We start from the raw sequence: 26,139 nt of genomic DNA, 5'->3' as shown, positions 1-26,139 counted from the left end.
GCGATTAGGAGGACTGCTCGCATTCCGCTCATGCAGAAGTTCCATTCCACAGGTAAGCGCTTACCGTTTGGGTCGAACAGGTCCTACTCCTGCCTTGACAGGCTGTCAAGATCGGAAGTCGCAATGCGCATGTCCAATGGACGGCATTACATCGGTGGAGATTTCGTGGTATCCGCCCGCGAGATAACCGCCGACGTGTTCGAGAAAGCGACCGGCACAAAGATCGGCACATATGCGCTCGGCGGTGTAGATGATGTTCGGCTGGCCGTGGCGAGCGCGCTCTCCGCACAGCCCTCCTGGGCGGCTCGCTTGCCCGCCGAACGAGCGGCGGTGCTGCGCCGGATGGCCGCACTGCTGGAGTCCCGTGTGGACGATTTCGTCTCGATGCTCATTCAGGAAACCGGTGGAGTGGTGGCGAAAGCTCGCGGCGAGGTGACCGCGGCGATCAACCGCCTGCAGATCTGCGCGTCGTTGGGAGCACTGTCGCGAGGGGACGTTCAGCCCTCGCCGAAGCCCGGCAAGCTCACGTTGCTCGAACGCGTTCCGCTCGGCGTCGTCGGCGTGATCACGCCGTGGAACTTCCCTCTCGTTCTGGCGATGCGCGCCGTCGCCCCCGCTCTCGCCGCCGGCAACGCGGTCGTGCTGAAACCGGCCGAACTGACGCCGATCGCGGGTGGGCAGTTGCTCGCCGAAGTCGCCGCCGAGGCAGGCGTTCCTCCCGGCGTCTTCAACGTCGTCACCGGCCTCGGACCGGATGCCGGGCAGCCGCTCGCCGAGCACCCGGACGTCGCGCTGATCCACTTCACCGGGTCGAACGAGATCGGGCGGCTCCTGACCTCGATCGCGGGACTGCGCCGCACCTCGTTGGAACTGGGCGGCTCCAACGCTTTCGTCGTGCTCGACGACGCCGACGTGGAGAAGGCGGCCACGTGCGGCGCGTGGTCATCGTTCGATTTCCAAGGCCAGACGTGCATCTCGTCGTCACGGCACATCGTCGACCGCACACTGCACGACTCCTACGTGGACCTTCTCGTGCGCCGCGCAGGCCAACTCGTCGTCGGCAACCCCGCTCACCCCGGTGTCGATCTCGGCCCGTTGATCAGCGCCGAGCAACGTGACCGTGTGCACTCGCTGTTGTCACGCTCTGTCGACATGGGAGCCCAGGTGGTCATCGGCGGCAAGTTCGAGGACCTCTTCTACGAACCGACAGTCGTCGTGGGCGTGACTCCGGAGATGCCGTTGTTCATCGAGGAGGTCTTCGGTCCCGTCGCACCTGTGACGGCGGCAGACGACGAGGCTGAGGCGTTGGAGCTGACCAACTCCTGCCAGGCGCTCGTGAACGCGGTGCACACCGGCGACCTCGTGCGCGGTCTCGCGTTCGCGCAGCAGCTGCACAGCAAGAACGTCCACGTGAACGACGCTGGGCCACGTCCGACCGACGCCGACGACATCGATCTTGACGAGTTCACGCGGCGCAGGTGGATCGGGTTGCAACGCTGACGCAGTGACTTAGGGCAACCTGGCTTGAAGCGGCTAACAGGACACGCGTACTGTTTGGGGTCGAGGGGCACTGGTCGACCCGGTGAGGAAGACTTGCCCCGTACCCCGAACTGACCACCGCGCTGTCACCAGATGGAGTTGCACGTGACTAGTAAGGACAGCTTCGGCGCCCGCGGCACGCTCAACGTCGGCGACTCCTCCTACGAGGTGTTCCGGCTGAGCGCCGTGGAGGGCGCAGAGCGTCTTCCGTTCAGCCTGAAGATCCTGCTGGAGAACCTGCTGCGGACCGAGGACGGCGCGAACATCACCGCCGACCACGTGCGCGCGCTCGCCAACTGGGACCCCACCGCCGAGCCGAACACCGAGATCCAGTTCACGCCGGCCCGCGTCGTGATGCAGGACTTCACCGGTGTGCCGTGTGTCGTCGACCTCGCCACCATGCGTGAAGCCGTCACCCAGCTGGGCGGCGACGCCGAGAAGGTGAACCCGCTCGCCCCCGCCGAGCTCGTGATCGACCACTCGGTCATCGCCGACATCTTCGGCCGCCCGGACGCGTTCGAGCTGAACGTCGACCTGGAGTACCAGCGCAACAAGGAGCGCTACCAGTTCCTGCGCTGGGGCCAGACCGCGTTCGACGAGTTCAAGGTCGTCCCGCCCGGCACCGGCATCGTGCACCAGGTCAACATCGAGCACCTCGCGCGCGTCGTGATGGTCCGCAACGGCCAGGCGTACCCGGACACCCTGGTCGGCACCGACTCGCACACCACGATGGTCAACGGCATCGGCGTGCTGGGCTGGGGCGTCGGCGGCATCGAGGCCGAGGCCGCGATGCTCGGCCAGCCGGTCTCCATGCTGATCCCGCGCGTCGTGGGCTTCAAGCTCTCCGGTGAGCTGCCCGCGGGCGCCACCGCCACCGACCTCGTGCTCACGATCACCGAGATGCTGCGCAAGCAGGGCGTCGTCGGCAAGTTCGTCGAGTTCTACGGCGAGGGCGTCGGCGCCGTGCCGCTCGCGAACCGCGCCACCATCGGCAACATGTCGCCGGAGTTCGGCTCCACGGTCGGCATCTTCCCGATCGACGGCGAGACCATCGACTACCTGCGCCTGACCGGCCGTTCCGAGGAGCAGATCGCGCTCGTCGAGGCCTACGCCAAGGAGCAGGGCCTCTGGCACGACCCGTCCCGCGAGGCCGTGTACTCCGAGACGCTGGAGCTGGACCTGGCGACGGTCGTCCCGTCCATCGCCGGCCCGAAGCGCCCGCAGGACCGCATCGAGCTGACCAGCGCCAAGGAGTCCTTCCGCGCCGCGCTCAGCGCCTACGTCACCGACGAGCCCAAGTCCGAGGTGGACGAGGCGATCGACGAGACGTTCCCGGCGTCCGACCCGGCCGCGCTGCACGAGGGCATGACCAACGGCACCGCGCTCCAGTCGGCCGCCGAGGGCTCGCACGGCCGCACGTCGAACCCGATCAAGGTCACGGTCGACGGCAACGAGTTCGAGCTGGACCACGGCGCCGTGGCGATCGCCGCGATCACCTCGTGCACCAACACCTCGAACCCGTCCGTGATGCTCGGCGCCGCCCTTCTCGCGAAGAAGGCCGTCGAGCGCGGCCTCGAGCGCAAGCCGTGGGTCAAGACGACCCTGGCGCCGGGCTCGAAGGTCGTCATGGACTACTACGAGCGCGCGGGCCTCATGCCGTACCTGGAGAAGCTCGGCTTCCACCTGGTCGGCTACGGCTGCACCACCTGCATCGGCAACTCGGGCCCGCTGCAGGAGGAGATCTCGGCCGGTGTCCAGCAGGGCGACCTCGCGGTCGTCTCGGTGCTGTCCGGCAACCGCAACTTCGAGGGCCGGATCAACCCGGACATCAAGATGAACTACCTCGCGTCGCCGCCGCTCGTCGTGGCGTACGCGCTGGCCGGTTCGATGGACAAGGACATCACCACCGAGCCGCTCGGTTTTGATGGTGACGGCAAGCCGGTGTACCTCTCCGAGATCTGGCCGTCGCCGGCGGAGATCGCCGAGGTCATCTCGACCTCGATCTCCGCGGAGGGCTTCACCAAGGGCTACACCAACGTGTTCTCCGGTGACGAGCGCTGGCAGTCGCTGCCCACGCCGACCGGCAACACGTTCGAGTGGGACACCGAGTCCACCTACGTCCGCAAGCCCCCGTACTTCGAGGGCATGGAGATGGAGCCGGCCCCGGTAACCGACATCGCGGGCGCCCGCGTGCTGGCGCTTTTGGGCGACTCGGTCACCACCGACCACATCTCCCCCGCCGGCTCGATCAAGGCCGACTCACCCGCCGGCAAGTACCTCACCGAGCACGGCGTCGAGCGCAAGGACTTCAACTCCTACGGCTCCCGCCGCGGCAACCACGAGGTCATGATCCGCGGCACGTTCGCGAACATCCGCCTGCGCAACCTGCTCCTCGACGACGTCCAGGGCGGTTTCACCCGCGACTTCCTGGCCGACGGCGCCCCGCAGACCACCATCTACGACGCCTCGGTCAGCTACGCGGCCGCCGGCGTCCCGCTGGTCGTCCTCGCGGGCAAGGAGTACGGCTCGGGCTCGTCCCGCGACTGGGCCGCCAAGGGCACCTCGCTGCTCGGCGTCCGCGCCGTCATCGCCGAGTCCTACGAGCGCATCCACCGCTCGAACCTGATCGGCATGGGCGTCGTCCCGCTGCAGTTCCCCGCCGGCCAGAACGCCGCGTCCCTGGGCCTCGACGGCACCGAGACGTTCGACTTCACCGGCCTCACGGAGCTCAACAACGGCACCACGCCGTCGACGGTGCACGTGACCGCCACGAAGACCGACGGTGCGAAGGTCGAGTTCGACGCAGTCGTCCGCATCGACACCCCCGGTGAGGCCGACTACTACCGCAACGGCGGCATCATGCAGTACGTGCTGCGCAAGATGGTCCGCAGCTAGTCACCACCAACGCGAAGGCCCGTCCGGACGAGTTCCGGGCGGGCCTTCGTCGTGTCGATCTCAGCAGTAGCCGTTCCCGTTGACGTTGCCGTTGTAATTGCTGCTGTAGTTCCCGTTGTCGTTGCCGTTGAACGAACCCCAATTCCCGTTCCCGTTCGTGTTCCCGTTGAGATCACCACCGCCGCCGGTGCCGACCTCGGCCTCGGTCGAGGGGTAGAACAGACCGGAGAGGGTCACACCCGTTCCCGCCAAGGTGAGGGTCGAACCGAGCCGGACGACGGTCCGCGTCTCGTCCACGGTCGTGCAGTCCCCGGTGTTCCAGTCGATCCTGTCGGTGGTCTCCACCACCAGCACGCCGCCCAGACCGACCGCGACGTGGCCCGAGCCGCTGATGGTCGCGGACTCGATGTCGCCGTCCAACGGGGACACGCAGTCCGTGACCTCGCCCGACACGGTGGCGTTGCCGTTCACCACGTGCAGGTTCAGCCCGCCTCCCGTGCACACGACCGCGTACACGTCGGCCTGCGCGGGCGCACCTACCAGCACGCTGCCGGCGGCGAGGACAAGCACGGCGAGCAGTCTCGTTCTTCGCGACATGATCCACTCCTTCGTTGTTCGACGAAGAACGAATCTTCCTCTCGCGCGCGGCTCGCTCATACCGCCATCAAGCGGGTGCTCACATTAACAGAATTAATCTTTCGGTAGTCGATCAAATGCGGGTTGCATGTGAAGTAACAAATTTCTCGCCGATTCGATTTCCCCGTGAACACCCTTACTACGGGAAGCGGTGAGACATTTGTTGAATCGTCCACGAGCATTGCTGGCCGCCGCCGGTCTCGGGGCGGCTCTTTGTGTCGCCCCGGCGATCCAGGCCGGTGCCGCGACGGAGTCCACCTACGTCGTCCTCTACCGCGAGGGCGCCTCGTCGCCGAACGCCGCGAGCACCATCGCGAGCGCCGGCGGCACCGTTGTCGCCAACTACAGCCAGATCGGCGTCGTGATCGCCCGCTCGTCGAGCAGCGGTTTCGCCGCCGCGCTGAAGCAGAACGGTCAGGTCGAGGGCGTCGCCGCGACGACAGGACTCGGTGTCCAGGCCGCACCGGACCAGTCCGACGGCACCGAAGCCGTCACGGCCGCCGCCACGTGGGGCGACTCGCTGTCCGGTCTGCAGTGGGACATGCAGCAGATCAACGTGCCGCAGGCGCACCAGGTCACGCCCGGCAGCAGGCAGATCGTCGTGGCCACGCTCGACACCGGCCTCGACTTCACCCACCCCGACCTCGCCCCGAACTACGACGACACGCGCAGCGCGGACTGCTCCAGCGGTGCGCCGACACCGTTGCTGCCCGGCAACGACCAGGTCGGCCACGGCACGCACACGGCCGGCACCATCGCCGCGGCCGCGAACGGCACGGGCATCGTCGGCGTGGCGCCGAACGTGCGCATCGCCGGTGTGAAGACGAGCAACGACGACGGCTACTTCTTCCCGGAGATGGTCATCTGCTCGTACATGTGGTCTGCCGCGAAGGGCATCAACGTCACCAACAACAGCTACTTCGCCGACCCGTGGCTCTTCAACTGCCGCAACGACGCCGAACAGCGCGCGATCTGGAAGGCCGAGCGCAGGGCGATCCGGTACGCGCAGTCCAAGGGCGTGGTGGTCGTGGCCTCCCAGGGCAACGACAGCACCGACCTGTCGCACCCCGAGGTCGACGTGATCAGCCCCGACTTCCCGCCCGGCAGCGAGCAGGAACGGGAGATCACCAACGCCTGCGCGGTCGTCCCGGTCGAGGTACCCGGTGTCATCGGCGTGACGGCGACGGGCAACCTCCGGCTCAAGTCGTACTACTCGAGCTACGGCGTCTCCACGGCCGATGTGGCCGCACCGGGCGGCGACGCACGCCTGCAACTGACCGCGGCCGCCCCGAACGGCCGGGTGCTGTCGACGTACCCGAGCTACGTGCCGTGTGCACGTGAGGTCGTCGAGAACGGCGCGAAGTACTGCTACCTGCAGGGAACCTCGATGGCCGGTCCGCACGTGGCCGGTGTCGCCGCGCTGCTGCTGAGCCGGCAGGGCGGCGCGGGCGCGGCCGCCAAGCTCCAGCAGGCGACCAACCCGCTCGCGTGCCCCGACACGTCGATCTACGCGGCCTTCCCGCAGAACAGCGGGAAACCGCAGACGTGCCAGGGCGGAACGGCGCACAACAGCTTCTACGGCGCGGGTGAGATCGACGCGCTCAAGGCCGTGAGCTAGCAGGACGGGCCGTCCGTTCCGGCGGGCGGCCCCTCCTCGCCGGATCTACGATTCCTCGCACCTGATCAAGGCTGGAGGAACCATGAGCTTCAGCGTCCTCGGCGACCTCAACTGGCTCGCCGTCATCGTCGCCACCATCGTCTACTTCGGACTCGGCGCCCTCTGGTACGCCGAGTTCCTCTTCGGCAAGGCCTGGCAGAAAGCCATGGGGTGGGACGGAAACTCCCCCGAGAGCGCGGGCCCGGGCATCTACCTCGTCCCGCTCGTCACGTGCTTCGTCGCCACCCTCGCGACGGCGATGGTCGCGTCGGCCACCGGCACCGACACCCTCGGCGAAGCCGTCGTGCTCGCGATCGTCGTCGGCATCGGCCTGTCGGCGGCGGTCCTGGCCGTCACCGGCATGTTCGACTCGACGAAACCCGCCGCGATGACGTCGGTCGCCATCAGCGCCGGCTATCACTTCGTCGGCCTGCTGCTCGCGAGCGTGATCCTCGCGCTGTGGCAGTAGGGCGATCCATCAACCACCGTTATGTCCGGACCCGAACCACTCGTAACAGCACACCTGCACCCCGCGATGCCAAGTCACCCTGATCACCGCGGGAGACGTCATGAGTTTGACCGTGCTCGGCGACCTGAACTGGTTCGCCGTCATCGTGGCCACCATCGCGTATTTCGCGTTAGGTGCCTTGTGGTACGCGGAGTTCGCGTTCGGACGAGCCTGGCAGCGGGCGGCCGGCTGGGACCTGAACCCACCTGAGAACGCCGGGGTGGGCATCTACACGGTCCCGCTGGCCACCTGTTTCGTCACCACGCTCGCGACGGCGATGATCGCCGCCGCGTCGAACACCGACAACATCATGGAAGGCATCCTGCTCGGGCTCGTCGTCGGCGTCGGCGTCGCGTTGCCGGTCATGTTCGTGTCAGGCACCTACGACATGACGAAGCCCGCCCCGAAGACGTTCGCGGCCATCGGAGCGGGCTATCACATCGTCGGACTCGCGCTGGCGGGCGCGATCCTGGGGCAGTGGCGTTAGCGCCGCCAGAACAGGTGATGAGTCACACCACTCGGACTGGGCACGACGTCGAGGTGGAACCGGTCGAGCAGGTCCTCCGGTGACTTCCAGAGCGGCAGCCCGGTTCCCAGCTCGAACGGCGAGACCGCCACGTGCAGGGTGTCGACGAGGTCCGCGTCGAGGAACTGCCGGATCGTCGTGACCCCGCCGCCGAGCCGGACGTCCTTGCCCTGCGCGGCTTCCTTCGCCCGCTCCAGCACCGCGGCCGGGTCTCCGCCGACGAAGTGGAACGTGGTCTCACCCAGCGTGATCGAGGGCCGTTCGTGGTGGGTCAGCACGAACACCGGCGTGTGGAACGGCGGCTCGTCACCCCACCAGCCCTGCCACTCGTGGTCGGTCCACGGTCCGCGCTGGGGCCCGAACTTGTTGCGGCCCATGATCTCGGCACCGATGTTGTGCGTGAAGTCCCGCGTGAAGTAGTCGTCGAGACCGCGGCTGCCACCGGGGTCGGTGCGGTTGGGCCAGCTCGCGGTGGCACCGGCCCAGCTGAACAGCCGCCAGGGATCGACGCCGTCACCGAACGGCTGGTCGAGGCGCTGGTTCTCCCCGGCACCGATGCCGTCGGCCGAGACACCGAAGTTCTGCACTCGCAACAATTGAGTCATGTGGTGCAGACTCCCTCAGCCGACGGAACTCATCGCTACTTCTGGCCTGCCTTGTGCAGCTCACGCAGCGCACGCACCGACTTCACCGCGTACTCGCGATCGGTCGCCTGCACCGCCATGATCGAGATGTACTCGTCGTCCGGCAGCTCCAGACGGGCCCACGCAGCACCGTCCGGGAAGCTCACCGACTGCACGTCCTTCCAGTCGAAGTGGTGCGACGTCACGACGTTGCGCACGTCGACACCCGAGGCGTCGGCCGTGACGCGCGGCCGGGTCAGCAGCAGCACCCCGCCCGCGAGCAGGAAGCCCAGGACGATCATCGCGACCTGGTCGGAGGTCCGGAAGATCACGCCGGTCGGGGTGTTGCCGAGCAGCAGCCCCACGACGGTGAACACGGCGACCAGGCCGACCGCGCACGCCCACGCGACGCGGCGGATCTTCTTGGGACGGAACACCACGCTCATTCGAAACCCCGCTCGGTCCACGGCTGACGCAGGCCGCGCAGCACCAGAGCGGTGTCGATCGCGGCGACGGTGGCCTCGTACCCCTTGTCCTCCACCGAGTCCGGCCAGCCCGCGCGGGCCACGGCCTGCTCCTCGGTGTTGCACGTCAGCACGCCGTTGCCCACGGGCGTCGACTCGTCGAGCGCGACGCGGGTCAGCCCGTCTGTCACCGAGTCGCACACGTACTCGAAGTGCGGGGTACCACCGCGGATCACCACGCCCAGCGCGACGACCGCGTCGTGGTGGCGCGCGAGTTCCTGCACCACAACGGGAAGCTCGATCGCACCCGCGACCCGCACCACCGTCGTGTCGACGCAGCCGGCGTCCGCGGCGGCCTTCAGCGCGCGGTCGAGGAGCTGGTCGGTGATCTTGCTGTTCCAGCGCGTCGCGGCGATCCCGACGCTCAGGCCACTGCCGTCGAGCGGGGTCTGCTCTGGACGGCCCTCGCCACTCATTCCTGGTCCTCCGTAGCGGAAACAACGGCCTCGTACTGCTCCAGCTGAGTCAGTTCGTGGCCCATCCGGTCGCGCTTGGTGCGCAGGTACCGCAGGTTCTCCGGGTTCGGGGAGATCGGCAGCGGCACCCTGTCGAGCACGCGAAGACCGTATCCAGCCTCGAGACCGACGCGCTTCGCGGGGTTGTTCGTGAGCAGCCGCATGGACTTGATGCCGAGGTCGACGAGGATCTGCGCGCCCGTGCCGTAGTCGCGCGCGTCCGCCGGAACGCCGAGCGCGAGGTTCGCGTCGACCGTGTCCGCGCCCTGGTCCTGCAGCTGGTAGGCCTGCAGCTTGTGCATCAGGCCGATGCCGCGCCCCTCGTGGCCGCGCATGTACAGCACAACGCCACGGCCTTGTGCCGCAACGGCTTCCAGCGCCGCGTCGAGCTGCGGTCCGCAGTCGCAGCGCAGCGAGCCGAAGACGTCGCCGGTGAGGCACTCGGAGTGCACGCGCACCAGCACGTCCTCGCCGTCGCCGATCTCGCCGTACACCAGCGCGACGTGCTCGATGCCGTCGAGCGTGCTGTCGAAGCCGACCGCGGTGAACACGCCGTGCGCGGTCGGGATCCGCGCCTCCGCGACCCGTTCGACCTGGGTCTCGACGCGGCGGCGGTACGCGATGAGGTCGGCGATCGTGATCAGCGCGAGGTCGTGGTCCGCGGCGAACACCTCGAGCTCGTCGCGCTGGGCCATCTCCTCCTCGAGCTTCTGCGACACGATCTCGCAGAGCACGCCGGCGGGAGACAGTCCCGCGAGCCGCGCGAGGTCGACGGAGGCCTCGGTGTGGCCGGGGCGGCGCAGCACTCCGCCGTCCCTGGCGCGCAACGGCACGACGTGACCGGGCCGGGTGAAGTCGCTGGCCTTCGCCGTCGGGTCGGCGAGCAGCCGGATGGTGCGGGCGCGGTCGGCGGCCGAGATGCCGGTGCCGATGCCCTCGCGCGCGTCGACCGTGACCGTGTACGCGGTGCCGCGCTGGTCCTGGTTCGTGTGGTACATCGGCGGCAGGTCGAGGCGGTCGCAGTCGGAGTCCGTCAGCGCCACGCAGACGTACCCGGACGTGTAGCGGACCATGAACGCGAGCAGCTCCGGCGTCGCCTTCTCGGCGGCGAAGATCAGGTCGCCCTCGTTCTCGCGGTCCTCGTCGTCCACCACGACGACGGGCCGCCCGGCCTGGATGTCCTTGATCGCCCGCTCGATGTCGGCGAAGTCGGTGCTCACTGGGTCTCCTCGCCCGCGATGGCCCGCAGGTGCGGGACAGCCAGTCGTTCAACGTACTTCGCCAGCACGTCGACCTCCAGGTTCACCAGGCTGCCCGGCAGCCGGTGCCCGAGCGTGGTGAGGTCGAGCGTGGTCGGGATGAGACTCACCGTGAACTGGTCTTCACTCACAGTGACGACGGTCAGCGAGACGCCGTCGACCGTGATCGACCCCTTCTCCACGACGTAGCGGGCGAGCTGGGGCGGCAGTCCGATGTGGACCATCTCCCAGTGCTCGGCCTTCTCCCGCGCGAGGATGGTGCCCGTGCCGTCGACGTGGCCCTGCACGATGTGGCCACCGAGGCGCTGGCCGACCGCGGCCGCGCGCTCCAGGTTGACCTTGTCGCCCTCCGCGATCTTCGCGAGGCTGCTGCGCGTGAGGGTCTCGCGCATCACGTCGGCGGTGAAGGTGTCGTTCTCGACCTCCACGACGGTGAGGCAGACGCCGTTCACCGCGATGGAGTCGCCGTGCTTCGCGTCGCTCGTGACGGTCGGCCCGGACACGCGGATCCGCGCCGCGTCGGGCAGGTCCTGAACCGCGACCACGTGGCCGAGTTCCTCGACGATCCCGGTGAACACCGCTCCTCCTAAATTTGCGGAACCGCGCTGATCCGCAAGTCCGGTCCGCTCATGGTGACGTCTTCCACGGTCAGCCGGACAGCGTCCGTGATGGTTGACACGCCCGCGCCCAGCACGGCGGCGGGGCCGTCGCCGAGCACCACGGGCGCGAGGTAGGCGAGCACGCGGTCGATCCTGCCCGCCGCGAAGAACGCTCCGGCCACAGTTGCACCGCCTTCGAGCAGCACGTCGACGACACCGCGCTCGGCCAGCGCGCTCAAGACCTCGTCCGGGTCGTGCGTGCGCAGGTGCAGCGCGGTGTGCTGGAGCTTCGCCCCGTCCGGCAGGTCGCTCATGCCCACGACCACCGGCAACGGCTGGCGGGGCAACGGCATTCCGTCGTCGTCCCTCGCCGTCAGCGCCGGGTCGTCCTTCTTGACCGTGTTCGTGCCGACGACGATGGCGTCGAGCTTCGTGCGCATGTCGTGCACCTCCTTGCGGGAGGTCTCCGAGCTGATCCACCGGCTGGTGCCGTCGCGCGCCGCGATCCGGCCGTCCAACGACGCCGCGTACTTCCACGTGACGTGCGGACGGCCCGTGCGCGCGTAGTGCAGCCACGCGCGCAGTGGTCCGCTGCTGACCTCATCAGCGAGTAGACCACTCTCGACCGTGACGCCGGCTTCCTCGAGACGACGCGCACCGCCCGCCGCCCTGGGATTCGGGTCGCTCACCGCGTGGATGACGTGCTTGATCCCGGCTTCCACCAGCGCCTCGGTGCACGGCGGAGTCCGGCCGAAGTGCGAGCACGGCTCCAGCGTGACGACCGCGGTACCGCCCCGGGCCTTCGTGCCGGCCTCTTTGAGCGCCATGACCTCGGCATGCGAGCCACCAGGTGGCTGGGTGCCGCCGAACCCGACCGCCTTGCCGTGTTCGTCCAGGATGACACAGCCGACCGGCGGGTTGGGACTCGTGGTGCCCCGCACCCGTTCGCTCTCCGCGATGGCGAGCACCATCGCGTCCTCGGGCGTCACGCTGTCCTGGTTCCCCAGGCGCCGGCCGCCTGCGCGCGCAGGGCCTCGACGGCCTTGCCGGGGTCGGCGGCGTCGTACACGGCGGACCCGGCGACGAAGCAGTCCACACCGGCCTGCGCGGCCTGTTCGATCGTGTCGGCGTTGATGCCGCCGTCGATCTCGACGAGCAGCTTGAGGTGCCCGGTGTCGACGAGGTGCCTGGCTCGACGCACCTTCTCCAGCACGTCGGCCATGAAGCTCTGCCCGCCGAAGCCCGGCTCCACCGACATCACCAGCAGCGTGTCGTAGTGCTTGAGCACGTCGACGTACGGCTCCAGCGGCGTCCCGGGCTTGATGCTGAGCCCGGCCTTGCTACCGGCGGCTTTGAGGTCCTTGGCGAGCTTGACCGGGTCGTTCGCGGCCTCGACGTGCACCGTGACGTTGTAGGCGCCGGCCTCGGCGTACCCGATGGCCCAGCGGTCCGGGTCCTCGATCATGAGGTGGCAGTCGATCGGGATGTCGGTGACCTTGAGCAGCGACTTCACCACGGGCAGGCCGAGCGTCAGGTTCGGCACGAAGTGGTTGTCCATGACGTCGACGTGGATCCAGTCCGACGTGGGCACCGCGGCGAGCTCGTCGGCGAGGCGCGCGAAGTCGGCGGACAGGATGCTGGGGGCGATCATCGGCGTGTGGACCACAAGGGTGAAGTCTAGGTGTCCACCAGGCGAGGAAGCCTGCCGGGAGGCTCGTCGGTGACGCGCGTCTCCCGCCGTCACACCTGCTTGCGCACCGGTCCGTCGAGGGCGTCCCGGCCGCGGGAAGCGGCGGGTTCCTCCAGCAGGTCGAGCAGCCTGCCGGGAGGCTCGTCGTCGACCACGACGACACCCGCCTTGGTGAGCGTCTCGACGTGCGTGTCCCACATCGGGTGGCGACGCTTGTCCGCATTGGCCTGGGGCATCACGACGACCTTGCAGCCCTCGACGCCGATGGCCTCGTTCAACGCGGTCAGCGCCTGGTTGTCGCCGATGCCCAACGCCAGCTTGGCCACGGAGTTCGCGCTGGCGGGGGCGAAGATGAACGCGTCGGGCGTCGGGTAGGGCTTGGGCTGGCTCGGCATCCGCGGGTTCCAGCGGATCTCCAGATCCGTGAGTGCCTGCAGCTTGTCGAGCTCCTGGGCCTCTTCGAACCACGGCACGACCGCCGGGGTGAGGGTGATGGCCAGCCGCCAGCCGCGTCGCGCGGCGGGTTCAGCGAGGTCCGTGCGGAACCACGTCTCCACGCCTCCGCACCCGGAGGCCACCAGTCCCAGCAGTCCACGCGTCACGACGATGATGTTAAGCCGACCCGCGGACAGTCCTGCGGCGCCGTCCTTCGAGGCCCGCCATCACCCGAATCAGTGAATCCCGATGCGTCGCGGGCCTGAAAACGGGGGCGAGGCCCGAAACCTGTCAGACCCCACCCCTAGCGTCGTTCCCGAGCGCTCAAACAGGGCGTCGCAGCACCGAGCAGAACATCGCGTCGGTGCCGTGCAGATGGGGCCAGAGCTGGACGTGCGGCCCTTCCCCGAGGTCCGGAACTCCCGGGAAGAGTTCCCGCGTGTCCAGCACTTCCGCCCCGGTTCGCCGCGCGACGTCCGTCACCACCCCGACGGTTTCAGAGAGATGAGGTGAGCACACGACATAAGCCACGACGCCGCCTGGTCGCACCAGTCGCAACGCCTCGGTGAGCAGCTCCCGCTGCAGCTTCGTGAGCGTGCCGACGTCGGCGGGCTGGCGCCTCCACCGCGCCTCCGGGCGCCTGCGCAGGGCACCGAGACCGGTGCAGGGCGCGTCGACGAGCACTCGGTCGAACGCCCCTTCGACGAAGTCGGTCTCGCGGCCGTCGGCCACGTGCACGGTCACCGGCAGGCCTGAGGTGATCTTGCGCACGAGCTCGGCGCGGTGGGGTGCCTTCTCGACGGCGATCAGCTCGCCGCCTTCGAGGCCGACCAGTGCGGCGAGCAGCGCGGCCTTGCCGCCAGGGCCCGCGCAGAGGTCCAGCCAGCGATCGTCGGTACCGCCGTTGTCACTGCCTTCTAGGGTCGCGCGTGTGAGGGCTAGTGCACACAGCTGGCTGCCTTCGTCCTGGACGTTGGCCAGGCGCTCCCGGACGGGCTCGAGATCGCCCGGGTCGCCTACGCCGGCCTCCAGGTGCACGCCATAAGGCGAGTAGGGCGCCACGTCCCCGCCGACGATCGCGGCGAGCTCGTCGGCGCTCACCTCGCCGGGGCGTGCGACCAGGTGCACGGCCGGGCGGGCGTCGTCGGCCTCCAGCGCCAGCTTCAGCGGTTCCTCGCGGCTGCCGAGCGCCTCCGCGAACGCCTGCGCGATCCAGCGCGGGTGGGCGTGGGTGAAGGCGAGGTTGCCGACCGGGTCGGTGTCCGGGTCGGGCGCGAGCTCGTCGACCCAGGCGGCCTCGTCCTGCTCGGCGACCCGGCGCAGGACGGCGTTGACGAAGCCGGCGATGCCCGACCCGAGCTCGGCCCGCACGAGGTCGACGGTCGAGGCGACCGCGGCGTGCGACGGAATCCGGGTGCGCAGCAGCTGATACGTGCCCAGCCGCAGCGCGTCGAGCGCCGAACCGTCCACTTCGGACAACGGGCGGTCGGAGCACGCCTCGATGACGGCGTCGAGCAGCCCCTGGGCTCGCGCCGCGCCGTAGGTGAGCTCGGTGGCCAGCGCGGCATCACGGCCGGTGATGCGGCGCTCGCGCAGCAGTGCCGGCAGCACGAGGTTCGCGTACGCGTCGCGCTGGCGCACCGCTCGCAACGTCTCCAGCGCGGCGAGGCGGGCCGGGTCCTCCACGGGCGGCCGTGAGGGTCCGGTGCGCCGGCGCGGCGGATGCGGCCTGCGCGGCCTCGAAGGCTTGGAAGCTCCACGCGAATAGCCGGTCATGCGATGCACTCTCCTGCAGCGGCACGGCCAACGCGTGCCAAGTCAGTCCCCACCGGCATCCCGAACGCCGCCCGCCCCAAGGAGGACGCGACAACCCCGGACACCGAAAACCCATCAACCCACACCGAGAACGGCGCCGCCGCACACCCCGTCGCCGCGGAACACGTCATGCGACGCACTCCCCCTCGACGCCAGGGCCAACGCCCGCCAAACCAGACCTCAGCGGCATCCCGAACCCCGCCCAACCACAGGAGGACGCGACAACCCCGGACACCGAAAACTCATCAACCCACGCCGAGCGCCTCATGAGATGCGCTCCCCCGCCTCGATGCGCACGCCGCGCGCCCAGTCGGTGGCGGCCATGCGCTTCTTGCCCTGCGCCTGAACGTCACCGAGGGCCACGGCGGTGGTCGCCGTGCCCACGAGCACCCGCTTGCGCTCGACGAGCACCTCGCCGGCGGGCAGCGTCACGTCGGCGACGGGCGTCACGGGGCCGAGCTTCAACCGCTCGCCGCGGAACTCTGCCCACGCGCCGGGCTCAGGTGTGACGGCGCGCGCGAGGCGGTCCACGGCCACGGCGGGCGCGGTGAAGTCGAGGCGCGCGTCCTCGACTGCGATCTTGGCGGCGTAGGTGACACCGTCGTCGGGCTGGTCGACGGCGCGCAGGGTGCCGTCCTCGATGCCGTCCACAGTGGACAGCAGCAGCTGGGCGCCGGACTCGGACAGGCGGGTCAGCAGGTCGCCGGAGGTGTCGCGGTCGCGCACCTTCTCGGTCACCACGCCGAACACCGGGCCCGCGTCGAGCTCGCGGACGATGCGGAACGTCGAGGCGCCCGTGATGTCGTCGCCGTTGCGCACGGCGGCCTGCACCGGCGCTGCGCCGCGCCACGCGGGCAGCACGGAGAAGTGGAGGTTGACCCAGCCGAACCGCGGGACGTCGAGCGTCCGCTGCGGGAGCAGGTTGCCGTAGGCCACGACCGGGCACAGGTCGGGTTCCAGGGCGCGCAGGCGGTCCAGGAACTCCGGCTCGCCGGCCTTGGCGGGCGTGAGCACCTCGATGCCGTGTTCGTCGGCGAGCGCGGCGACGGGCGAGCGCTCGAGCTTTCGGCCACGGCCGGAGGGGGCGTCGGGGCGGGTGACCACGGCGACGACGTCGTGGCGGGAGGAGTCGATGAAGGCGCGCAGCGAGGGCAGTGCGACCTCGGGCGTACCGGCGAACACGAGTCGCATGGTCAGCTGGACCTGCCGAAGAGTGGGTGCGGGCTCTGCTTCAAGGTGGGGACCGTACCGTCGAACCACTCGGCCTGCCGGATTTCCTTCATGGCGAGCTTGCGGGTCTCGGCGTCGAGGCGGTCGAGGAACATCACGCCGTCGAGGTGGTCGGTCTCGTGCTGGATGCAGCGGGCCAGGGTCTCGGTGCCTTCGACCTCGACGGGCTCACCGTGCATGTTCCAGCCCTTGGCCACGACGTGCAGGTGGCGCTTGCAGTCCCACGACATGCCGGGGATGGACAGGCAGCCCTCGGGGCCTTCCTGCATCTCCTCGCCCACCACGTCCCACGTGGGGTTGACGAGGTGTCCGGCGAAGCCGTCGCAGTGGTAGGTGAACACACGCAGCCCAACACCGAGCTGAGGCGCGGCGAGTCCCGCTCCGCCCGCGTTCTGCATCGAGTCCCACAGGTCCTTGACCAGGGTGCGCAGTTCCTTGTCGAAGTCGGTGACCTCGACAGCGGCGGTGCGCAGCACCGGGTCGCCGAACAGGCGGATGGGTTGGACGGTCACGCAGTGCTCCTCGGGTGGACTGGTGGCCAGTCTACGAGGAGCGCGGTCAGTGCTCGGACGCGCTGCCGAGGAAGATCACGCCCACCAGCGCCGCGAGGAAGTGGCCGGTGAACCGGAGTGCCGTCCACACGGGGCGGAACACCGCGTGGAGGTCGAAGTGAGTGCCTGCCGCGGTACCAACAGTCGTCGTCGTCATGTCACAACTGTGCCGTTCGCGCAGGTCAGCCCACATCAGCTCGGAGTATCGAGCCTTCATCGGCCCCAGGTAGGAAGATCACGTGCAACACTCGGCCGGAAGGTGGACACCACCAGGTCATGAGGCTGATGCGACCGAGCTGGGAGGGGGCGGCCGCCGTGCCCGACGACGCCCCGTCGGACGCCGATCTGTGGGCACGGGGTGACGAGCACGCTTTCGGTGAGCTGTACGACCGGTACGCCGAGGCGGTGTGGAACCACGCCTACCGGCTGACGGCGTCGTGGTCGACGGCCGAGGACCTGACGTCGGCGACGTTCCTGACGGCCTGGCGCCGCCGCAACGAGATGACGCTGGTCCGGGCCAGCGCGCTGCCGTGGTTGTTCACGGTGGCGGGCAACCTGGCGCGCTCGGAGTTCCGCCGCAAGGCGAGGTTCAGCCGCCTGCTGCTGCGCGTGCCCCGCAACGACGTGCAGCGCGATCACGCGGACGAGGTCGTCTCCTCGCTCGACCACGAGTCGCGCCTGAGCGAGGTGCTGCGAGCAGTCGAACGTCTCCCCCGTGCCGAACGCGAGGCCGTCGAGCTCGTACTGCTCGGCGAGCTGTCCACCGCGGAGGCCGCCGAGGTGCTGGGCGTGGCCGAGGTGAGCGTCCGCTCGCGCCTCTCCCGCGCCCGCACCCGCCTGCGCAAGGAGCTCGCCGACGACACCCTGGAGGTGGAGTGATGACCATCGAGCTGCCACCCCGGCGCGCACTGCCCGCGGACGTGAAGGAACGGATGCGCCCGGCCTTCACCGAGACGCGCCCGCGCCGCGGCCACACCCCGCTCGCGGTGGCCGCGGGTGTGGCGCTGCTCGTCGCGGGTGGCGTCACCGTCACGCAGACGTTCTTCGACCGCACCGACTCCGGGAACGCCCGCGTGGTCGCCCCGTCGCGGCAGGACGTGAACCGCTGCCGTGCCGCGATGAACGACGAGAACTGGTCGTCCTCCAAGATGGTCGTGTTCGACAGCCACAAGGTGCTGGTGGGCAAGGACAACCGGTTCTGCGAGCTGACCAGGTCCCGTGCGCACGTCATCCTGCAGAACACCGGGCAGTCACCGCCGGGCGCGGGCTCGGTCACGTTCCGTTCGGATCACGTCATAGCGGGTGTCCCACCGCTCGACGCGCGCACGGCCGTCGTCCACGACGGGAACGAAGGCTCTGACCGCCCCTCCACCGACGCCGTCGTGACCCGCGACTTCTTCGTCTCCTACTCGGCGGCCCCGCGCACCATCACGGAGGTCCTGTTCGACGACCGCACCACGGTGACCGTGCCGTCCCTCAACGAGGTCCAACCGGCCGCGATCACGGACAGCTTCGAAAGCGGCGACGGCAACGCCTGGACCCCGGTCAACCTCCTTTCCAGGTGCGCGGACAACGCCGCCGCCGCGGGCTCCAGGTTCGAGGAGCTGAAGGGCTGGCAACCGTTGCTCACCAGCGGCCTCGACGGCCGTGATGGCCTCCTGCTCGCCCAGCGCGACAACCGCGAGTGGGCCACCTGCCTGTTCTCGTCGTTCACCAGCGGCGGCACCTCACTGGAGAAGATCTACACGGTCCCCGCCGACCCGCAGGGCGTGAAGATGGTCAGCGGCCACACCAGCCTGGGCACCTTCATCATGGCCGCCAGGACCAGCGCCGCCGCCAGGACCGTCGAGGTGTCCAAAGACGGCGGCCCGGCCGTGACCGCCGACGTCACCGATGGCTTCTTCATCGTCAAGCTCCCCAGCGACGGCTCTGCCATCGACTTCGGCAGCCTGCGCGTCACAGCCCGCGACGCCGACAATCAGATCGTCTTCTCGGGCGGGGTTACCTAGGGTCGGAGCACATGACCTGGACCGCACCGGAAGTGACGCCGCCCGACGAGCCGTTCGTCGGCCCGGAACGCCCAATGCTGGAAGCGTGGCTCGACCGCCATCGGGCCACGTTCCTGCGGAACTGCGCGGGCCTGACCGGCGAGCAGCTGGCCACGCCGTCCACGCCCCCGTCCACCCTCACGCTGCAGGGCCTGATCCGCCACCTCGCCGACGTGGAGCGCGTCTGGTTCCGCATCCGCCTGGCGGGCCAGGACGTCAAGGCCCGCTACTCCGACCCTCCGAACTGGGACGCCGCCTTCGAGCACCTGGACCCCAGCCGCGCCGACTCCGAGTACGCCGACCTCGTCGCCGAGATGGCCAAGGCCCGCGCGGCCGCCGCGCCGCACGACCTCGACGAGACCTTCGTGCACGAGCGCTGGGGCGAGATCTCCGTGCGCTGGCTGTACATCCACCTGATCGAGGAGTACGCCCAGCACAACGGTCACGCCGACCTCCTCCGCGAAGCGATCGACGGCCGTACGAACAAATAGCGCCCACCACACACACGGCGGCGGCCGGGTTCCCCCAATTTCAAGACTAGTGCTGGGGTCTGACAGAAATGGCCGGTCCCCGCCGTCACCGCTGAGGGTGGGGACGACGGGGACCGGAAGTGGCAACGGCGGGCTCAGCCCACCCAGACGACGCGGGCGGAACCTCCGCCGCGACGGGTCGGTTCGGCGACTGCTCGCCAGCGGCCGTCCTTCGCGCGTTCGACGGCGGTGGCTGCGCCGATTTCCGCGTTCTGGCTGAACTTGTGGCCGATGGCCTGCAGGCCCGCGGTGGTCGCGGCGGCGATGAACTCCGCCTCGGCCGGGGTGGTGTTCGTGGCCGAGTTGCGCTGAGAGGCGCGCGGGGCCGCGACGGCGTCACGCAGGGACAGGCCGCGGTCCAGGCGTCCGGTCAGGATCTGCAGGACGGTGGTGATGATCGTGGAGCCACCGGGTGAGCCGACGGCCAGCTGGACCTTGCCGTGGTCCACCACGATGGTCGGCGACATGGACGAGCGCGGGCGCTTGCCGGGGCCGGGGAGGTTCGGGTGCGGGACGCCCGGCGTCGGGACGACGAACTCGAAGTCGGTGAGCTCGTTGTTGAGCAGGAAGCCGCGGCCGGGGACGACGATGCCGCTGCCGCCCTCCGACTCGATGGTCAGCGTGTAGGCGACGACGTTGCCCCAGCGGTCGGCGACCGTGAGGTGCGTGGTGCGTTCGGCGTCTTCGCGCAGGTGCGAGGGGCCGGCGGTGGCCTGGCACGCCTGGGGGTTGTTCGGGTCGGCGGCCGGCTGCGGGGCGGGCAGGACGGCGTCGGACTTGATCAGGCACGCGCGGGTGTCGGCGAACTTCTGCGAGAGCAGGCCTTCGGTCGGGACGCGGCTGAAGGCCGGGTCGCCCACCCAGCGCAGGCGGTCGGCGAACGCGAGCCTGCTCGACTCGATGAAGCGGTGCAGGTACTGGACGTCGGAGACCTTGGCCAGGTCGGTCGACTCCAGGATGTTCAGGGCCTCGCCGACGGTCGTGCCGCCGGACGACGGGGCGGCCATGCCGTAGACGTCGAGGCCGCGGTAGCGCGTGTGCGTGGGCTCGCGGCGTTCGACCTGGTAGCGGGCCAGGTCGGAGATCTCCAGGGCGCCCTTGCGGACGTTGCGGGTCGAGCCGGGCACGACCGGCGGCTGCTGGACGGCCTTGACCAGGTCACGGCCCACCTGACCGCCGTAGAGAGAGGCGAGCTCGGTGCGCGCGAGCTCGCGGTAGGTGTCGGCGAGCTGCGGGTTGCGGAACGTGGTGCCGACCGCGGGCGGCTGGCCGCCCGGCAGGTAGAGGTCACGGGTCGAGGTGAAGTCCGCGAAACGGGCCGCGTTGTTGGTGATCTGCGTGTTGAACGTCTGGTCGACGACGAAACCACGTCGTGCCAACGCTTCCGCGGGTGCCATGGCCTCGCGCAGGTTCAGGCTGCCCCACTTGCGCAGCGCCTGCTGCCACGTCTTGGGCGTGCCGGGAACGCCGACCGACAGACCGCTGGTCACGGCCTCGGCGAACGGCAACGGCGTGCCGTTCTCGATGAACAGCTGGTCGGTGGCGGAACGCGGTGCGGTCTCCCGTCCATCCAGAGTGGACACACGACCGGTGCGGGCGTCGTAGTAGACGAAGAATCCGCCTCCGCCGATGCCCGCGGAGAACGGGTCGGTCACGCCGAGCGCGGCGGCGGTGGCGACGGCGGCGTCGACGGCGTTGCCCCCTCTGCGGAGCACGTCGATGCCGATCTGGGACGCGTCGGGGTCGACGCTGGAGACGGCACCGCCCCAACCGACCTGCTCGGGCACGCGTGGTGATGGTTCTGCCGCGCCTGCCTGAGGAGCAGGGGCGACCAGTACGACGGAGAGCGTCAAAGCGGCGACCGTTCGCAACATGCGCACACTTCATACTCCCTTAACACCGCATGCAACACTCCTTGAGGAAGGCATAAGGTGCGGATGTGATCGATCTTGACCGGTTGCGAGCCGAGTTCGCCACCATGCCGCTCGACGAAGCCGACCGCGAGGACGCGCTGCGCCTGCTCCTGCGCGACCGCCGCGACGGCGACGGGGACCTGTTGCGCCATCTCCTGGCCGCCGAGACCGCCGCCCACCGCGAGGGCTGGGGCCTGAGCGAGACGATGGCCATCGCCGCGCTGCTGCTCGCCGAGTGCGGCCGCGAGGAGGACGTCTGGACGTTGTGGGAGGCCAAGAACGCCTCCTTCGACACGATGGCGGGCCTCGACGGCTACCTGCTGTTCCCGGCCGGCATCGCGGGCACGACGGCGCACGTGATCGCGAGCGAGGACCATCCCGAGCGCGGCGACCTGATGACGTACATGAGCGAGTACCTGGAGTACGAGAAGCTCACCGACGACGACATCCGCTCGCACATCGCGAACCTGCGCTCCTACTACGAGAGCTGAGCTTCCAGGCTGATCGGCGCGGGCGTGGTCTGGTGCAGGTCGAAGAGGACGACCTCGTTGCGTCCTCGCCGCAGCCACTGCGCCGGGCAGTACAGGCGGTGCTGCGGGCCGATCTTCCAGTAGCGGCCGAGGTTGTTGCCGTTGACCCAGACCACGCCCTTGGTCCAGTTCGAGACGTCGACGTAGGTGTCGCCGACGCGGCTCAGGTCGATCTCGGCGCGGAAGAACAGTCCTGGTCGCGCGGGATCGGTGACGCGGCGGCGCAGACCGCGAACCCAGTCGTCGTTCATCGGCAGCGGGAAGGTCTCCCAGCCGGTCAGCTGCTCACCGAGCGTGACGGTTTCCAGGATGCCCTTGCGGTCGACCAGCGCCTGGCCGAAGTTGGTGCGGCCCAGGCCTTCCACGGCGATGTCGAGCACGGCGGGCGCTTCGGCGACGCTCGGTAGTTCCAGCGGAAGGTTGTCGTTGGTGACGTTGAGTTCGGACGCCACCGCGGGCGAGATCCAGGTGCGGGAGAAGCCGCCCTGGAACTCGCCGTCGACGAAGACGGTCGCGTAGTCGTGCACCCAGCGGATGTCGAGCGAGCCGCCGGTGTAGCCGGGGATTCGCTTGCGGTACACGACGTAGCCCGAGTTCTGGCCGTGCATCTCCATCGGCTGCGGGTTCTCGGACGGGATCGGCGCGGGCAGGTTGTCCCACAGCGACGCGAAAGCGGCCGGGGTGACCGGTGTCGCGGTGATCGTCGGAACCGGGGCGGGGACGGCGGGCAGCGGAGTGCTCAGCGCGGCGCCGATGATCGCGCGGTAGGCGTGGTAGCGCGGGGCCGCGTTGCCTTGTTCACCGATGGGCGCGCAATAGTCGTAAGTGGTGATGTCCGGCGTGTAGGCGCCGGACCAGTCGTCGGCGTTGGCGCCGGCCCAGAAGCCGAAGTTCGTGCCACCGTGCAGCATGTAGATGTTGAACGACTGACCGCGCGCCATGAACTCGCGCAACTGCCGTGAGATGTCGAAGTCCTTGCCGGAGAAGTCCTTGTCGCCCCAATGCGTGAGCCAGCCGGGGTAGACCTCCCCCGCCATCACCGGAACCTTCGGGTACATCTCGCGGGCCTGGTCGAGGTAGCCGGACTCCCCCGCGCTCAACGCGATCGCGCAGCCGTCCAGTGCGATCGCGGGGTTGGCCTGCAGCTGCCAGATGCCGTCCTCGGTGTAGAACGGGCCGGTGATGCCGTTGGCGAGCCACAGCTGCCGCAGTTGCTCCAGGTAACCGCGGTCGGAACCGTACGAGGCGTACTCGTTCTCCACCTGGACCATGAGGACCGGCCCGCCGTTGTCGATCATCAACGGGCGCACGATCCGCGCGAGCGCGGCGAAGTACCGGCCGACGGCGGCCATGTAGCGCTGGTCGTCCTTCGTGCGCAGCTTGATGTCCTTGTGCCGCAACAGATAGGCGGGCAGGCCGCCCAAGTCCCACTCGCCGCACACGTACGGGCCGGGACGCAGCAGCACCCACATGCCTTCCGACTGGCAGAGGCGGATGAACGCCGCGACGTCACGCCGGTCGGTCGTGAAGTCGAAGACGCCCTCCCGCTCCTCCGAGTAGTTCCACATGACGTACAGCGCGATGGTGTTCATGCCCATCGCCTTGGCTTGCCGTCGAGCAGGAACGCGCTGCCGTCCTGCGCGAACCCGAACCTCGCCTGGTTCGCCGGCGCCTTGCCCAGCGTCAGGAACGGTGCAAGCGCGCTGAGCGTGAGGAAGCTGCGACGACGCATGAGCGTGACCGTATGGACACGGCGAGTAACCGGACAACGCTTGGTCTGGCCCAGCCCGCTAGAGGACCTCGAGCGGGTCGAGCTTGATGCGCACCAACTCCTGTTCCTTCCGCGCGGTCCGCACGGCCTGCGCCTCGGCCAGCACAGCGGCCAGCTGCCGGCCTTCGGCACGCGAGACCCGGACGAGCGCCCGTTCCTTGGTCTCGTCGTCACCGAGCGGCACCGGCCCGAGAACCTCGCCGCTCGAAGGCAGGTGCAGTTCGTCGAGCAGGGCGTTCACCGCGTCCGGAGTCCCGTCGACGGTCGCCATCCGCACGGCGGGCGGAAACCCGAGCTCGGTGCGCGCCGCAAGCTCGGTGGCGGCGTGCCACACCGGATCCCACCGCACCAGAGCCTGCACCGGTGTGAGCGTGGAGTCCGCGATCACGACCACCCGCCCGTTACCCGGCCGCACCAGCCCAGCAGCCGTCATCCACCGCCTCAGCGCCTCCTCGGACGCCCGGAGATCGGCCCGCCCGAGCAACGCCCACCCGTCGAGCAGCAGCACCGCCCCGTACCCGCCCTCGGCCACGGGCTCGGCACCCGGCGTCGCCACCACCAGAGCAGGCTTGCCCGGCACCTTCGTGAGCACCTCGTCGGCACCACTGGTCCGCACCGGATGCCCGGGAAACGCCCGCCCGAGCTCCTCCGCCGTGCGCCGAGCCCCGATGATCTGCCCACGCAGCCGCCGCGACCCGCACGTAGGACACCGGAACGCGGCCTCGGTCGCCGCGCACCACCGGCAGTACGCGGGCTTCGGCATCCCGTCCTCGGTACCACCGGGCAACGCCAACGGCCCCGCACACCGACGACACCGCGCCGGCCCACGACACTGCCCGCACGCCAGCGCGGGCACATACCCGCGGCGCGGAACCTGAATCAGCACAGGCGAGTCGGCCAACGCGAACCGAGCGGCGTCGAACGCGATGGACGGCAACCGCGCGGTGCGAGCAGCGGGATCCTTGACGTCCTGCCACTCGTTGTCCCCCACCGACACCACCCGAGGCGCCACCGCACGGAGGGTCTCGCGGTTCGCCACGATCTCGTGCGCCCACCCAGTCTCGACGAGCAGCTGCGCCTCGGCAGTACGCGCGAAGCCGCCGATCAACAACGCCGCACCGGACATGTGCGCCCGCTGCACCAGCACGTCGCGCACGTTGGGATACGGCGAACGCTGCTCGACGTGGAGGTCGTCACCGTCGTCCCACACGACCAGCAGCCCTGGATCCGCAACCGGCGCGAAGGCGGTGGCGCGGGTGCCGACGACAACCCGCGCGACGCCACGGCGCACCGCGAGCCAACGCTTGTAGCGCTCGGACGGCCCCAGGTCAGCGGAGAGGGTGACGACGCCTTCGATGAGCCTGCCGCACGCCTCGGCGACGCGGGCGAGGTCGCGATGGTCCGGCACGACGATGACGACACCCTTGCCGGTGGACGCGACCGCGGCCGCCGCCTCGGCGAGGCGCGCGGGCCAGTCCTCGGCAGGGAGCGCCTGCCAGACGGCGTGGGCGGGGCGGCCGGTGCGCAGGGCTTCGAGGTACTTGGGGCCTCGGGGGTAGCGGGACCAGGCGTCGGCGGGAACCGGAGGCAGCTCGGAGCGCGGGCCGCTCGCGGACGAAGCCGGGTTCGCGGGCGAGGCGACGGACGCAGAAGGGTTGGCGGGCACGGACGAAGCGAGGGGCGACGACGCTTGTGGCGCGGACGAGTCAGCGACTGGCATCAGCGGCGCGGACGGGTCTGAGGGCGAAGCGGAAGGCGCGGACGAGGCGGCGGACGACGCCAGCGGCTCGGACGGCGAGGCAGGAAGCGCGGACGGGTCGGCAGGCGAAGCGGGAGACAGGTCAGCAGGCGAGGCGGGCGACAACAGGGATGCGGGATCCGCAGGGGACGCGTTGCTCGCCGGTGGAATGGTCGCGGAGTCAGCGGTGGGGGCGGTGGACGGGTGTGCGGTCACCCAGGCCGGGTCCTGGGGTAGCGGGGCCGGTGAGCCTGAAGGCGCTGCTTCCGCTCGGGCGTGGCGGGGCGGGATCGCGAGGCGCAGGACGTCGATCATGCCGCCCGCGTACCTGTCGGCGATGGCGCGGGCGAGCGAGGCGATTTCGGGCGCGAGCACCGGTTCTGGTGACACGACCTTTTCGATGAAGGCCAGCTTCTTGTCGTAGTCGGAGGTTTCGGCTCGTTCCAGGAGGTAGCCGTCGACGAGTTGGCCGGCGAAGCGCACTCGGACTCGGCAGCCCGGGACGGCTGTCGTGTCCAGTTCGGACGGAACCGCGTAGTCGAAGGGGCGGTCCAGGTGGGCCAGGGGGACGTCCACGACGATGCGGGCGACCGGCAACTCAGCCGCGGGGACCCGTTCGCCCCGTCTTGCCCCGGTCTTCGCGCTCATGCTCCTGGTGTATCAGACA

Annotated in this window: 26 protein-coding genes; 9 read left to right on the top strand and 17 right to left on the bottom strand. The window is 69.5% G+C overall.

What is annotated here, in order from left to right; all coding sequences use genetic code 11:
- Positions 1 to 165: 165 nt before the first annotated feature.
- Positions 166 to 1,500, top strand: a complete 1,335-nt coding sequence (locus AB0M24_RS22025; RefSeq protein WP_363770612.1) for an aldehyde dehydrogenase family protein — start codon at positions 166 to 168, stop codon at positions 1,498 to 1,500.
- A gap of 132 nt (positions 1,501 to 1,632) precedes the next feature.
- Entirely contained in the window at positions 1,633 to 4,434 is a 2,802-nt protein-coding gene (locus tag AB0M24_RS22020; protein WP_363770609.1) for an aconitate hydratase, read from the top strand.
- Positions 4,435 to 4,494: 60 nt separating this feature from the next.
- Here AB0M24_RS22020 and AB0M24_RS22015 read toward each other — a convergent pair whose 3' ends face one another.
- Positions 4,495 to 5,031: a hypothetical protein gene (locus tag AB0M24_RS22015; RefSeq protein WP_363770606.1), complete on the bottom strand. Its 537-nt coding sequence runs from the start codon at positions 5,029 to 5,031 to the stop codon at positions 4,495 to 4,497.
- Between the two features lie 202 nt (positions 5,032 to 5,233).
- On the opposite strand from AB0M24_RS22015, the gene AB0M24_RS22010 reads away from it, so the two are divergent.
- From AB0M24_RS22010 to AB0M24_RS22000, 3 genes are all read left to right on the top strand, one after another.
- Positions 5,234 to 6,688: a S8 family serine peptidase gene (locus tag AB0M24_RS22010; RefSeq protein ID WP_363770603.1), complete on the top strand. Its 1,455-nt coding sequence runs from the start codon at positions 5,234 to 5,236 to the stop codon at positions 6,686 to 6,688.
- Positions 6,689 to 6,770: 82 nt separating this feature from the next.
- Positions 6,771 to 7,196, top strand: coding sequence for a DUF1761 domain-containing protein (locus AB0M24_RS22005; RefSeq protein WP_363770600.1), 426 nt, complete (start codon positions 6,771 to 6,773; stop codon positions 7,194 to 7,196).
- A gap of 100 nt (positions 7,197 to 7,296) precedes the next feature.
- A complete protein-coding gene (locus tag AB0M24_RS22000; protein ID WP_363770597.1) occupies positions 7,297 to 7,722 on the top strand; it encodes a DUF1761 domain-containing protein in 426 nt (141 codons plus the stop codon).
- Here AB0M24_RS22000 and AB0M24_RS21995 read toward each other — a convergent pair.
- The 12 genes from AB0M24_RS21995 to AB0M24_RS21940 form a co-directional block, all read right to left on the bottom strand.
- Positions 7,719 to 8,366 carry a dihydrofolate reductase family protein gene (locus tag AB0M24_RS21995; protein WP_363770594.1) on the bottom strand — a complete coding sequence of 216 codons (648 nt, stop codon included), beginning with the start codon at positions 8,364 to 8,366 and terminating at the stop codon, positions 7,719 to 7,721. The genes AB0M24_RS22000 and AB0M24_RS21995 overlap by 4 nt on opposite strands.
- A gap of 35 nt (positions 8,367 to 8,401) precedes the next feature.
- The gene (locus AB0M24_RS21990) at positions 8,402 to 8,830 is read right to left on the bottom strand and encodes a PH domain-containing protein (RefSeq protein WP_363770591.1); all 429 of its coding nucleotides are present in this window, start codon (positions 8,828 to 8,830) and stop codon (positions 8,402 to 8,404) included.
- Positions 8,827 to 9,324, bottom strand: coding sequence for a 6,7-dimethyl-8-ribityllumazine synthase (gene ribH, locus AB0M24_RS21985; RefSeq protein WP_363770589.1), 498 nt, complete (start codon positions 9,322 to 9,324; stop codon positions 8,827 to 8,829). Before ribH ends, AB0M24_RS21990 begins: the two co-directional genes overlap by 4 nt.
- The gene (locus AB0M24_RS21980) at positions 9,321 to 10,583 is read right to left on the bottom strand and encodes a bifunctional 3,4-dihydroxy-2-butanone-4-phosphate synthase/GTP cyclohydrolase II (protein ID WP_363770586.1); all 1,263 of its coding nucleotides are present in this window, start codon (positions 10,581 to 10,583) and stop codon (positions 9,321 to 9,323) included. Before AB0M24_RS21980 ends, ribH begins: the two co-directional genes overlap by 4 nt.
- Complete coding sequence (locus tag AB0M24_RS21975) at positions 10,580 to 11,200, bottom strand: riboflavin synthase (protein ID WP_363770583.1); 621 nt, start codon at positions 11,198 to 11,200, stop codon at positions 10,580 to 10,582. Before AB0M24_RS21975 ends, AB0M24_RS21980 begins: the two co-directional genes overlap by 4 nt.
- 8 nt (positions 11,201 to 11,208) lie before the next feature.
- Positions 11,209 to 12,192, bottom strand: coding sequence for a bifunctional diaminohydroxyphosphoribosylaminopyrimidine deaminase/5-amino-6-(5-phosphoribosylamino)uracil reductase RibD (gene ribD, locus AB0M24_RS21970; protein ID WP_363770979.1), 984 nt, complete (start codon positions 12,190 to 12,192; stop codon positions 11,209 to 11,211).
- A gap of 14 nt (positions 12,193 to 12,206) precedes the next feature.
- Positions 12,207 to 12,872: a ribulose-phosphate 3-epimerase gene (gene rpe / locus AB0M24_RS21965; protein ID WP_363770580.1), complete on the bottom strand. Its 666-nt coding sequence runs from the start codon at positions 12,870 to 12,872 to the stop codon at positions 12,207 to 12,209.
- 89 nt (positions 12,873 to 12,961) lie between these two features.
- Positions 12,962 to 13,513 (bottom strand): flavoprotein, encoded by a 552-nt coding sequence (locus AB0M24_RS21960; protein WP_363770577.1) that lies wholly within the window; start codon positions 13,511 to 13,513, stop codon positions 12,962 to 12,964.
- 157 nt (positions 13,514 to 13,670) lie between these two features.
- The gene (locus AB0M24_RS21955; RefSeq protein ID WP_363770575.1) at positions 13,671 to 15,122 is read right to left on the bottom strand and encodes an RsmB/NOP family class I SAM-dependent RNA methyltransferase; all 1,452 of its coding nucleotides are present in this window, start codon (positions 15,120 to 15,122) and stop codon (positions 13,671 to 13,673) included.
- 303 nt (positions 15,123 to 15,425) lie between these two features.
- A complete protein-coding gene (fmt, locus tag AB0M24_RS21950; protein WP_363770572.1) occupies positions 15,426 to 16,352 on the bottom strand; it encodes a methionyl-tRNA formyltransferase in 927 nt (308 codons plus the stop codon).
- 2 nt (positions 16,353 to 16,354) lie between these two features.
- A complete protein-coding gene (gene def / locus AB0M24_RS21945) occupies positions 16,355 to 16,903 on the bottom strand; it encodes a peptide deformylase (RefSeq protein WP_363770569.1) in 549 nt (182 codons plus the stop codon).
- 46 nt (positions 16,904 to 16,949) lie between these two features.
- Entirely contained in the window at positions 16,950 to 17,159 is a 210-nt protein-coding gene (locus tag AB0M24_RS21940; RefSeq protein WP_363770566.1) for a hypothetical protein, read from the bottom strand.
- 59 nt (positions 17,160 to 17,218) lie between these two features.
- Between AB0M24_RS21940 and AB0M24_RS21935 the strand changes: the two genes are divergently transcribed.
- Genes AB0M24_RS21935 through AB0M24_RS21925 form a run of 3 tightly spaced genes read left to right on the top strand, consistent with a single transcriptional unit; the run spans position 17,219 to position 19,481 of the window.
- Positions 17,219 to 17,821 (top strand): RNA polymerase sigma factor, encoded by a 603-nt coding sequence (locus AB0M24_RS21935; RefSeq protein WP_363770564.1) that lies wholly within the window; start codon positions 17,219 to 17,221, stop codon positions 17,819 to 17,821.
- Positions 17,821 to 18,951 (top strand): hypothetical protein, encoded by a 1,131-nt coding sequence (locus tag AB0M24_RS21930; protein WP_363770560.1) that lies wholly within the window; start codon positions 17,821 to 17,823, stop codon positions 18,949 to 18,951. Before AB0M24_RS21935 ends, AB0M24_RS21930 begins: the two co-directional genes overlap by 1 nt.
- A gap of 11 nt (positions 18,952 to 18,962) precedes the next feature.
- Positions 18,963 to 19,481: a DinB family protein gene (locus tag AB0M24_RS21925; RefSeq protein ID WP_363770557.1), complete on the top strand. Its 519-nt coding sequence runs from the start codon at positions 18,963 to 18,965 to the stop codon at positions 19,479 to 19,481.
- Between the two features lie 134 nt (positions 19,482 to 19,615).
- Here AB0M24_RS21925 and ggt read toward each other — a convergent pair whose 3' ends face one another.
- Entirely contained in the window at positions 19,616 to 21,394 is a 1,779-nt protein-coding gene (ggt, locus tag AB0M24_RS21920; protein ID WP_363770554.1) for a gamma-glutamyltransferase, read from the bottom strand.
- A 65-nt stretch (positions 21,395 to 21,459) separates the two neighbouring features.
- Between ggt and AB0M24_RS21915 the strand changes: the two genes are divergently transcribed.
- Positions 21,460 to 21,924 (top strand): hypothetical protein, encoded by a 465-nt coding sequence (locus AB0M24_RS21915; RefSeq protein WP_363770551.1) that lies wholly within the window; start codon positions 21,460 to 21,462, stop codon positions 21,922 to 21,924.
- Here AB0M24_RS21915 and AB0M24_RS21910 read toward each other — a convergent pair.
- From AB0M24_RS21910 to AB0M24_RS21900, 3 genes are read right to left on the bottom strand one after another with little or no spacing between them, the layout of a single operon-like run.
- Positions 21,912 to 23,555, bottom strand: a complete 1,644-nt coding sequence (locus tag AB0M24_RS21910) for a beta-galactosidase (protein WP_363770548.1) — start codon at positions 23,553 to 23,555, stop codon at positions 21,912 to 21,914. The genes AB0M24_RS21915 and AB0M24_RS21910 overlap by 13 nt on opposite strands.
- Positions 23,552 to 23,695 (bottom strand): hypothetical protein, encoded by a 144-nt coding sequence (locus tag AB0M24_RS21905; RefSeq protein WP_363770545.1) that lies wholly within the window; start codon positions 23,693 to 23,695, stop codon positions 23,552 to 23,554. Before AB0M24_RS21905 ends, AB0M24_RS21910 begins: the two co-directional genes overlap by 4 nt.
- Positions 23,696 to 23,753: 58 nt before the next feature.
- The gene (locus tag AB0M24_RS21900; protein WP_363770542.1) at positions 23,754 to 26,120 is read right to left on the bottom strand and encodes a primosome assembly protein PriA; all 2,367 of its coding nucleotides are present in this window, start codon (positions 26,118 to 26,120) and stop codon (positions 23,754 to 23,756) included.
- Between the last annotated feature and the right edge of the window lie 19 nt (positions 26,121 to 26,139).

This window comes from Lentzea sp. NPDC051838 (assembly GCF_040681245.1).
Taxonomy (GTDB): domain Bacteria; phylum Actinomycetota; class Actinomycetes; order Mycobacteriales; family Pseudonocardiaceae; genus Lentzea.
The sequence above is the reverse complement of the archived record's forward strand: the minus strand, read 5'-3'. Positions and strand labels throughout refer to the sequence as shown.

Excerpts from the sequence above, each read along its gene's own strand:
- AB0M24_RS22020 (WP_363770609.1), top strand. The coding sequence starts at position 1,633 with ATGGAGTTGCACGTGACTAGTAAGGACAGCTTCGGCGCCCGCGGCACG.
- AB0M24_RS22015 (WP_363770606.1), bottom strand. The coding sequence starts at position 5,031 with ATGTCGCGAAGAACGAGACTGCTCGCCGTGCTTGTCCTCGCCGCCGGC.
- AB0M24_RS22005 (WP_363770600.1), top strand. The coding sequence starts at position 6,771 with ATGAGCTTCAGCGTCCTCGGCGACCTCAACTGGCTCGCCGTCATCGTC.
- AB0M24_RS22000 (WP_363770597.1), top strand. The coding sequence starts at position 7,297 with ATGAGTTTGACCGTGCTCGGCGACCTGAACTGGTTCGCCGTCATCGTG.
- AB0M24_RS21995 (WP_363770594.1), bottom strand. The coding sequence starts at position 8,366 with ATGACTCAATTGTTGCGAGTGCAGAACTTCGGTGTCTCGGCCGACGGC.
- AB0M24_RS21990 (WP_363770591.1), bottom strand. The coding sequence starts at position 8,830 with ATGAGCGTGGTGTTCCGTCCCAAGAAGATCCGCCGCGTCGCGTGGGCG.
- ribH (WP_363770589.1), bottom strand. The coding sequence starts at position 9,324 with ATGAGTGGCGAGGGCCGTCCAGAGCAGACCCCGCTCGACGGCAGTGGC.
- ribD (WP_363770979.1), bottom strand. The coding sequence starts at position 12,192 with ATGGTGCTCGCCATCGCGGAGAGCGAACGGGTGCGGGGCACCACGAGT.
- rpe (WP_363770580.1), bottom strand. The coding sequence starts at position 12,872 with ATGATCGCCCCCAGCATCCTGTCCGCCGACTTCGCGCGCCTCGCCGAC.
- AB0M24_RS21955 (WP_363770575.1), bottom strand. The coding sequence starts at position 15,122 with ATGACCGGCTATTCGCGTGGAGCTTCCAAGCCTTCGAGGCCGCGCAGG.
- fmt (WP_363770572.1), bottom strand. The coding sequence starts at position 16,352 with ATGCGACTCGTGTTCGCCGGTACGCCCGAGGTCGCACTGCCCTCGCTG.
- AB0M24_RS21940 (WP_363770566.1), bottom strand. The coding sequence starts at position 17,159 with ATGAAGGCTCGATACTCCGAGCTGATGTGGGCTGACCTGCGCGAACGG.
- AB0M24_RS21935 (WP_363770564.1), top strand. The coding sequence starts at position 17,219 with ATGAGGCTGATGCGACCGAGCTGGGAGGGGGCGGCCGCCGTGCCCGAC.
- AB0M24_RS21930 (WP_363770560.1), top strand. The coding sequence starts at position 17,821 with ATGACCATCGAGCTGCCACCCCGGCGCGCACTGCCCGCGGACGTGAAG.
- AB0M24_RS21925 (WP_363770557.1), top strand. The coding sequence starts at position 18,963 with ATGACCTGGACCGCACCGGAAGTGACGCCGCCCGACGAGCCGTTCGTC.
- ggt (WP_363770554.1), bottom strand. The coding sequence starts at position 21,394 with ATGTTGCGAACGGTCGCCGCTTTGACGCTCTCCGTCGTACTGGTCGCC.
- AB0M24_RS21910 (WP_363770548.1), bottom strand. The coding sequence starts at position 23,555 with ATGAACACCATCGCGCTGTACGTCATGTGGAACTACTCGGAGGAGCGG.
- AB0M24_RS21905 (WP_363770545.1), bottom strand. The coding sequence starts at position 23,695 with ATGCGTCGTCGCAGCTTCCTCACGCTCAGCGCGCTTGCACCGTTCCTG.
- AB0M24_RS21900 (WP_363770542.1), bottom strand. The coding sequence starts at position 26,120 with ATGAGCGCGAAGACCGGGGCAAGACGGGGCGAACGGGTCCCCGCGGCT.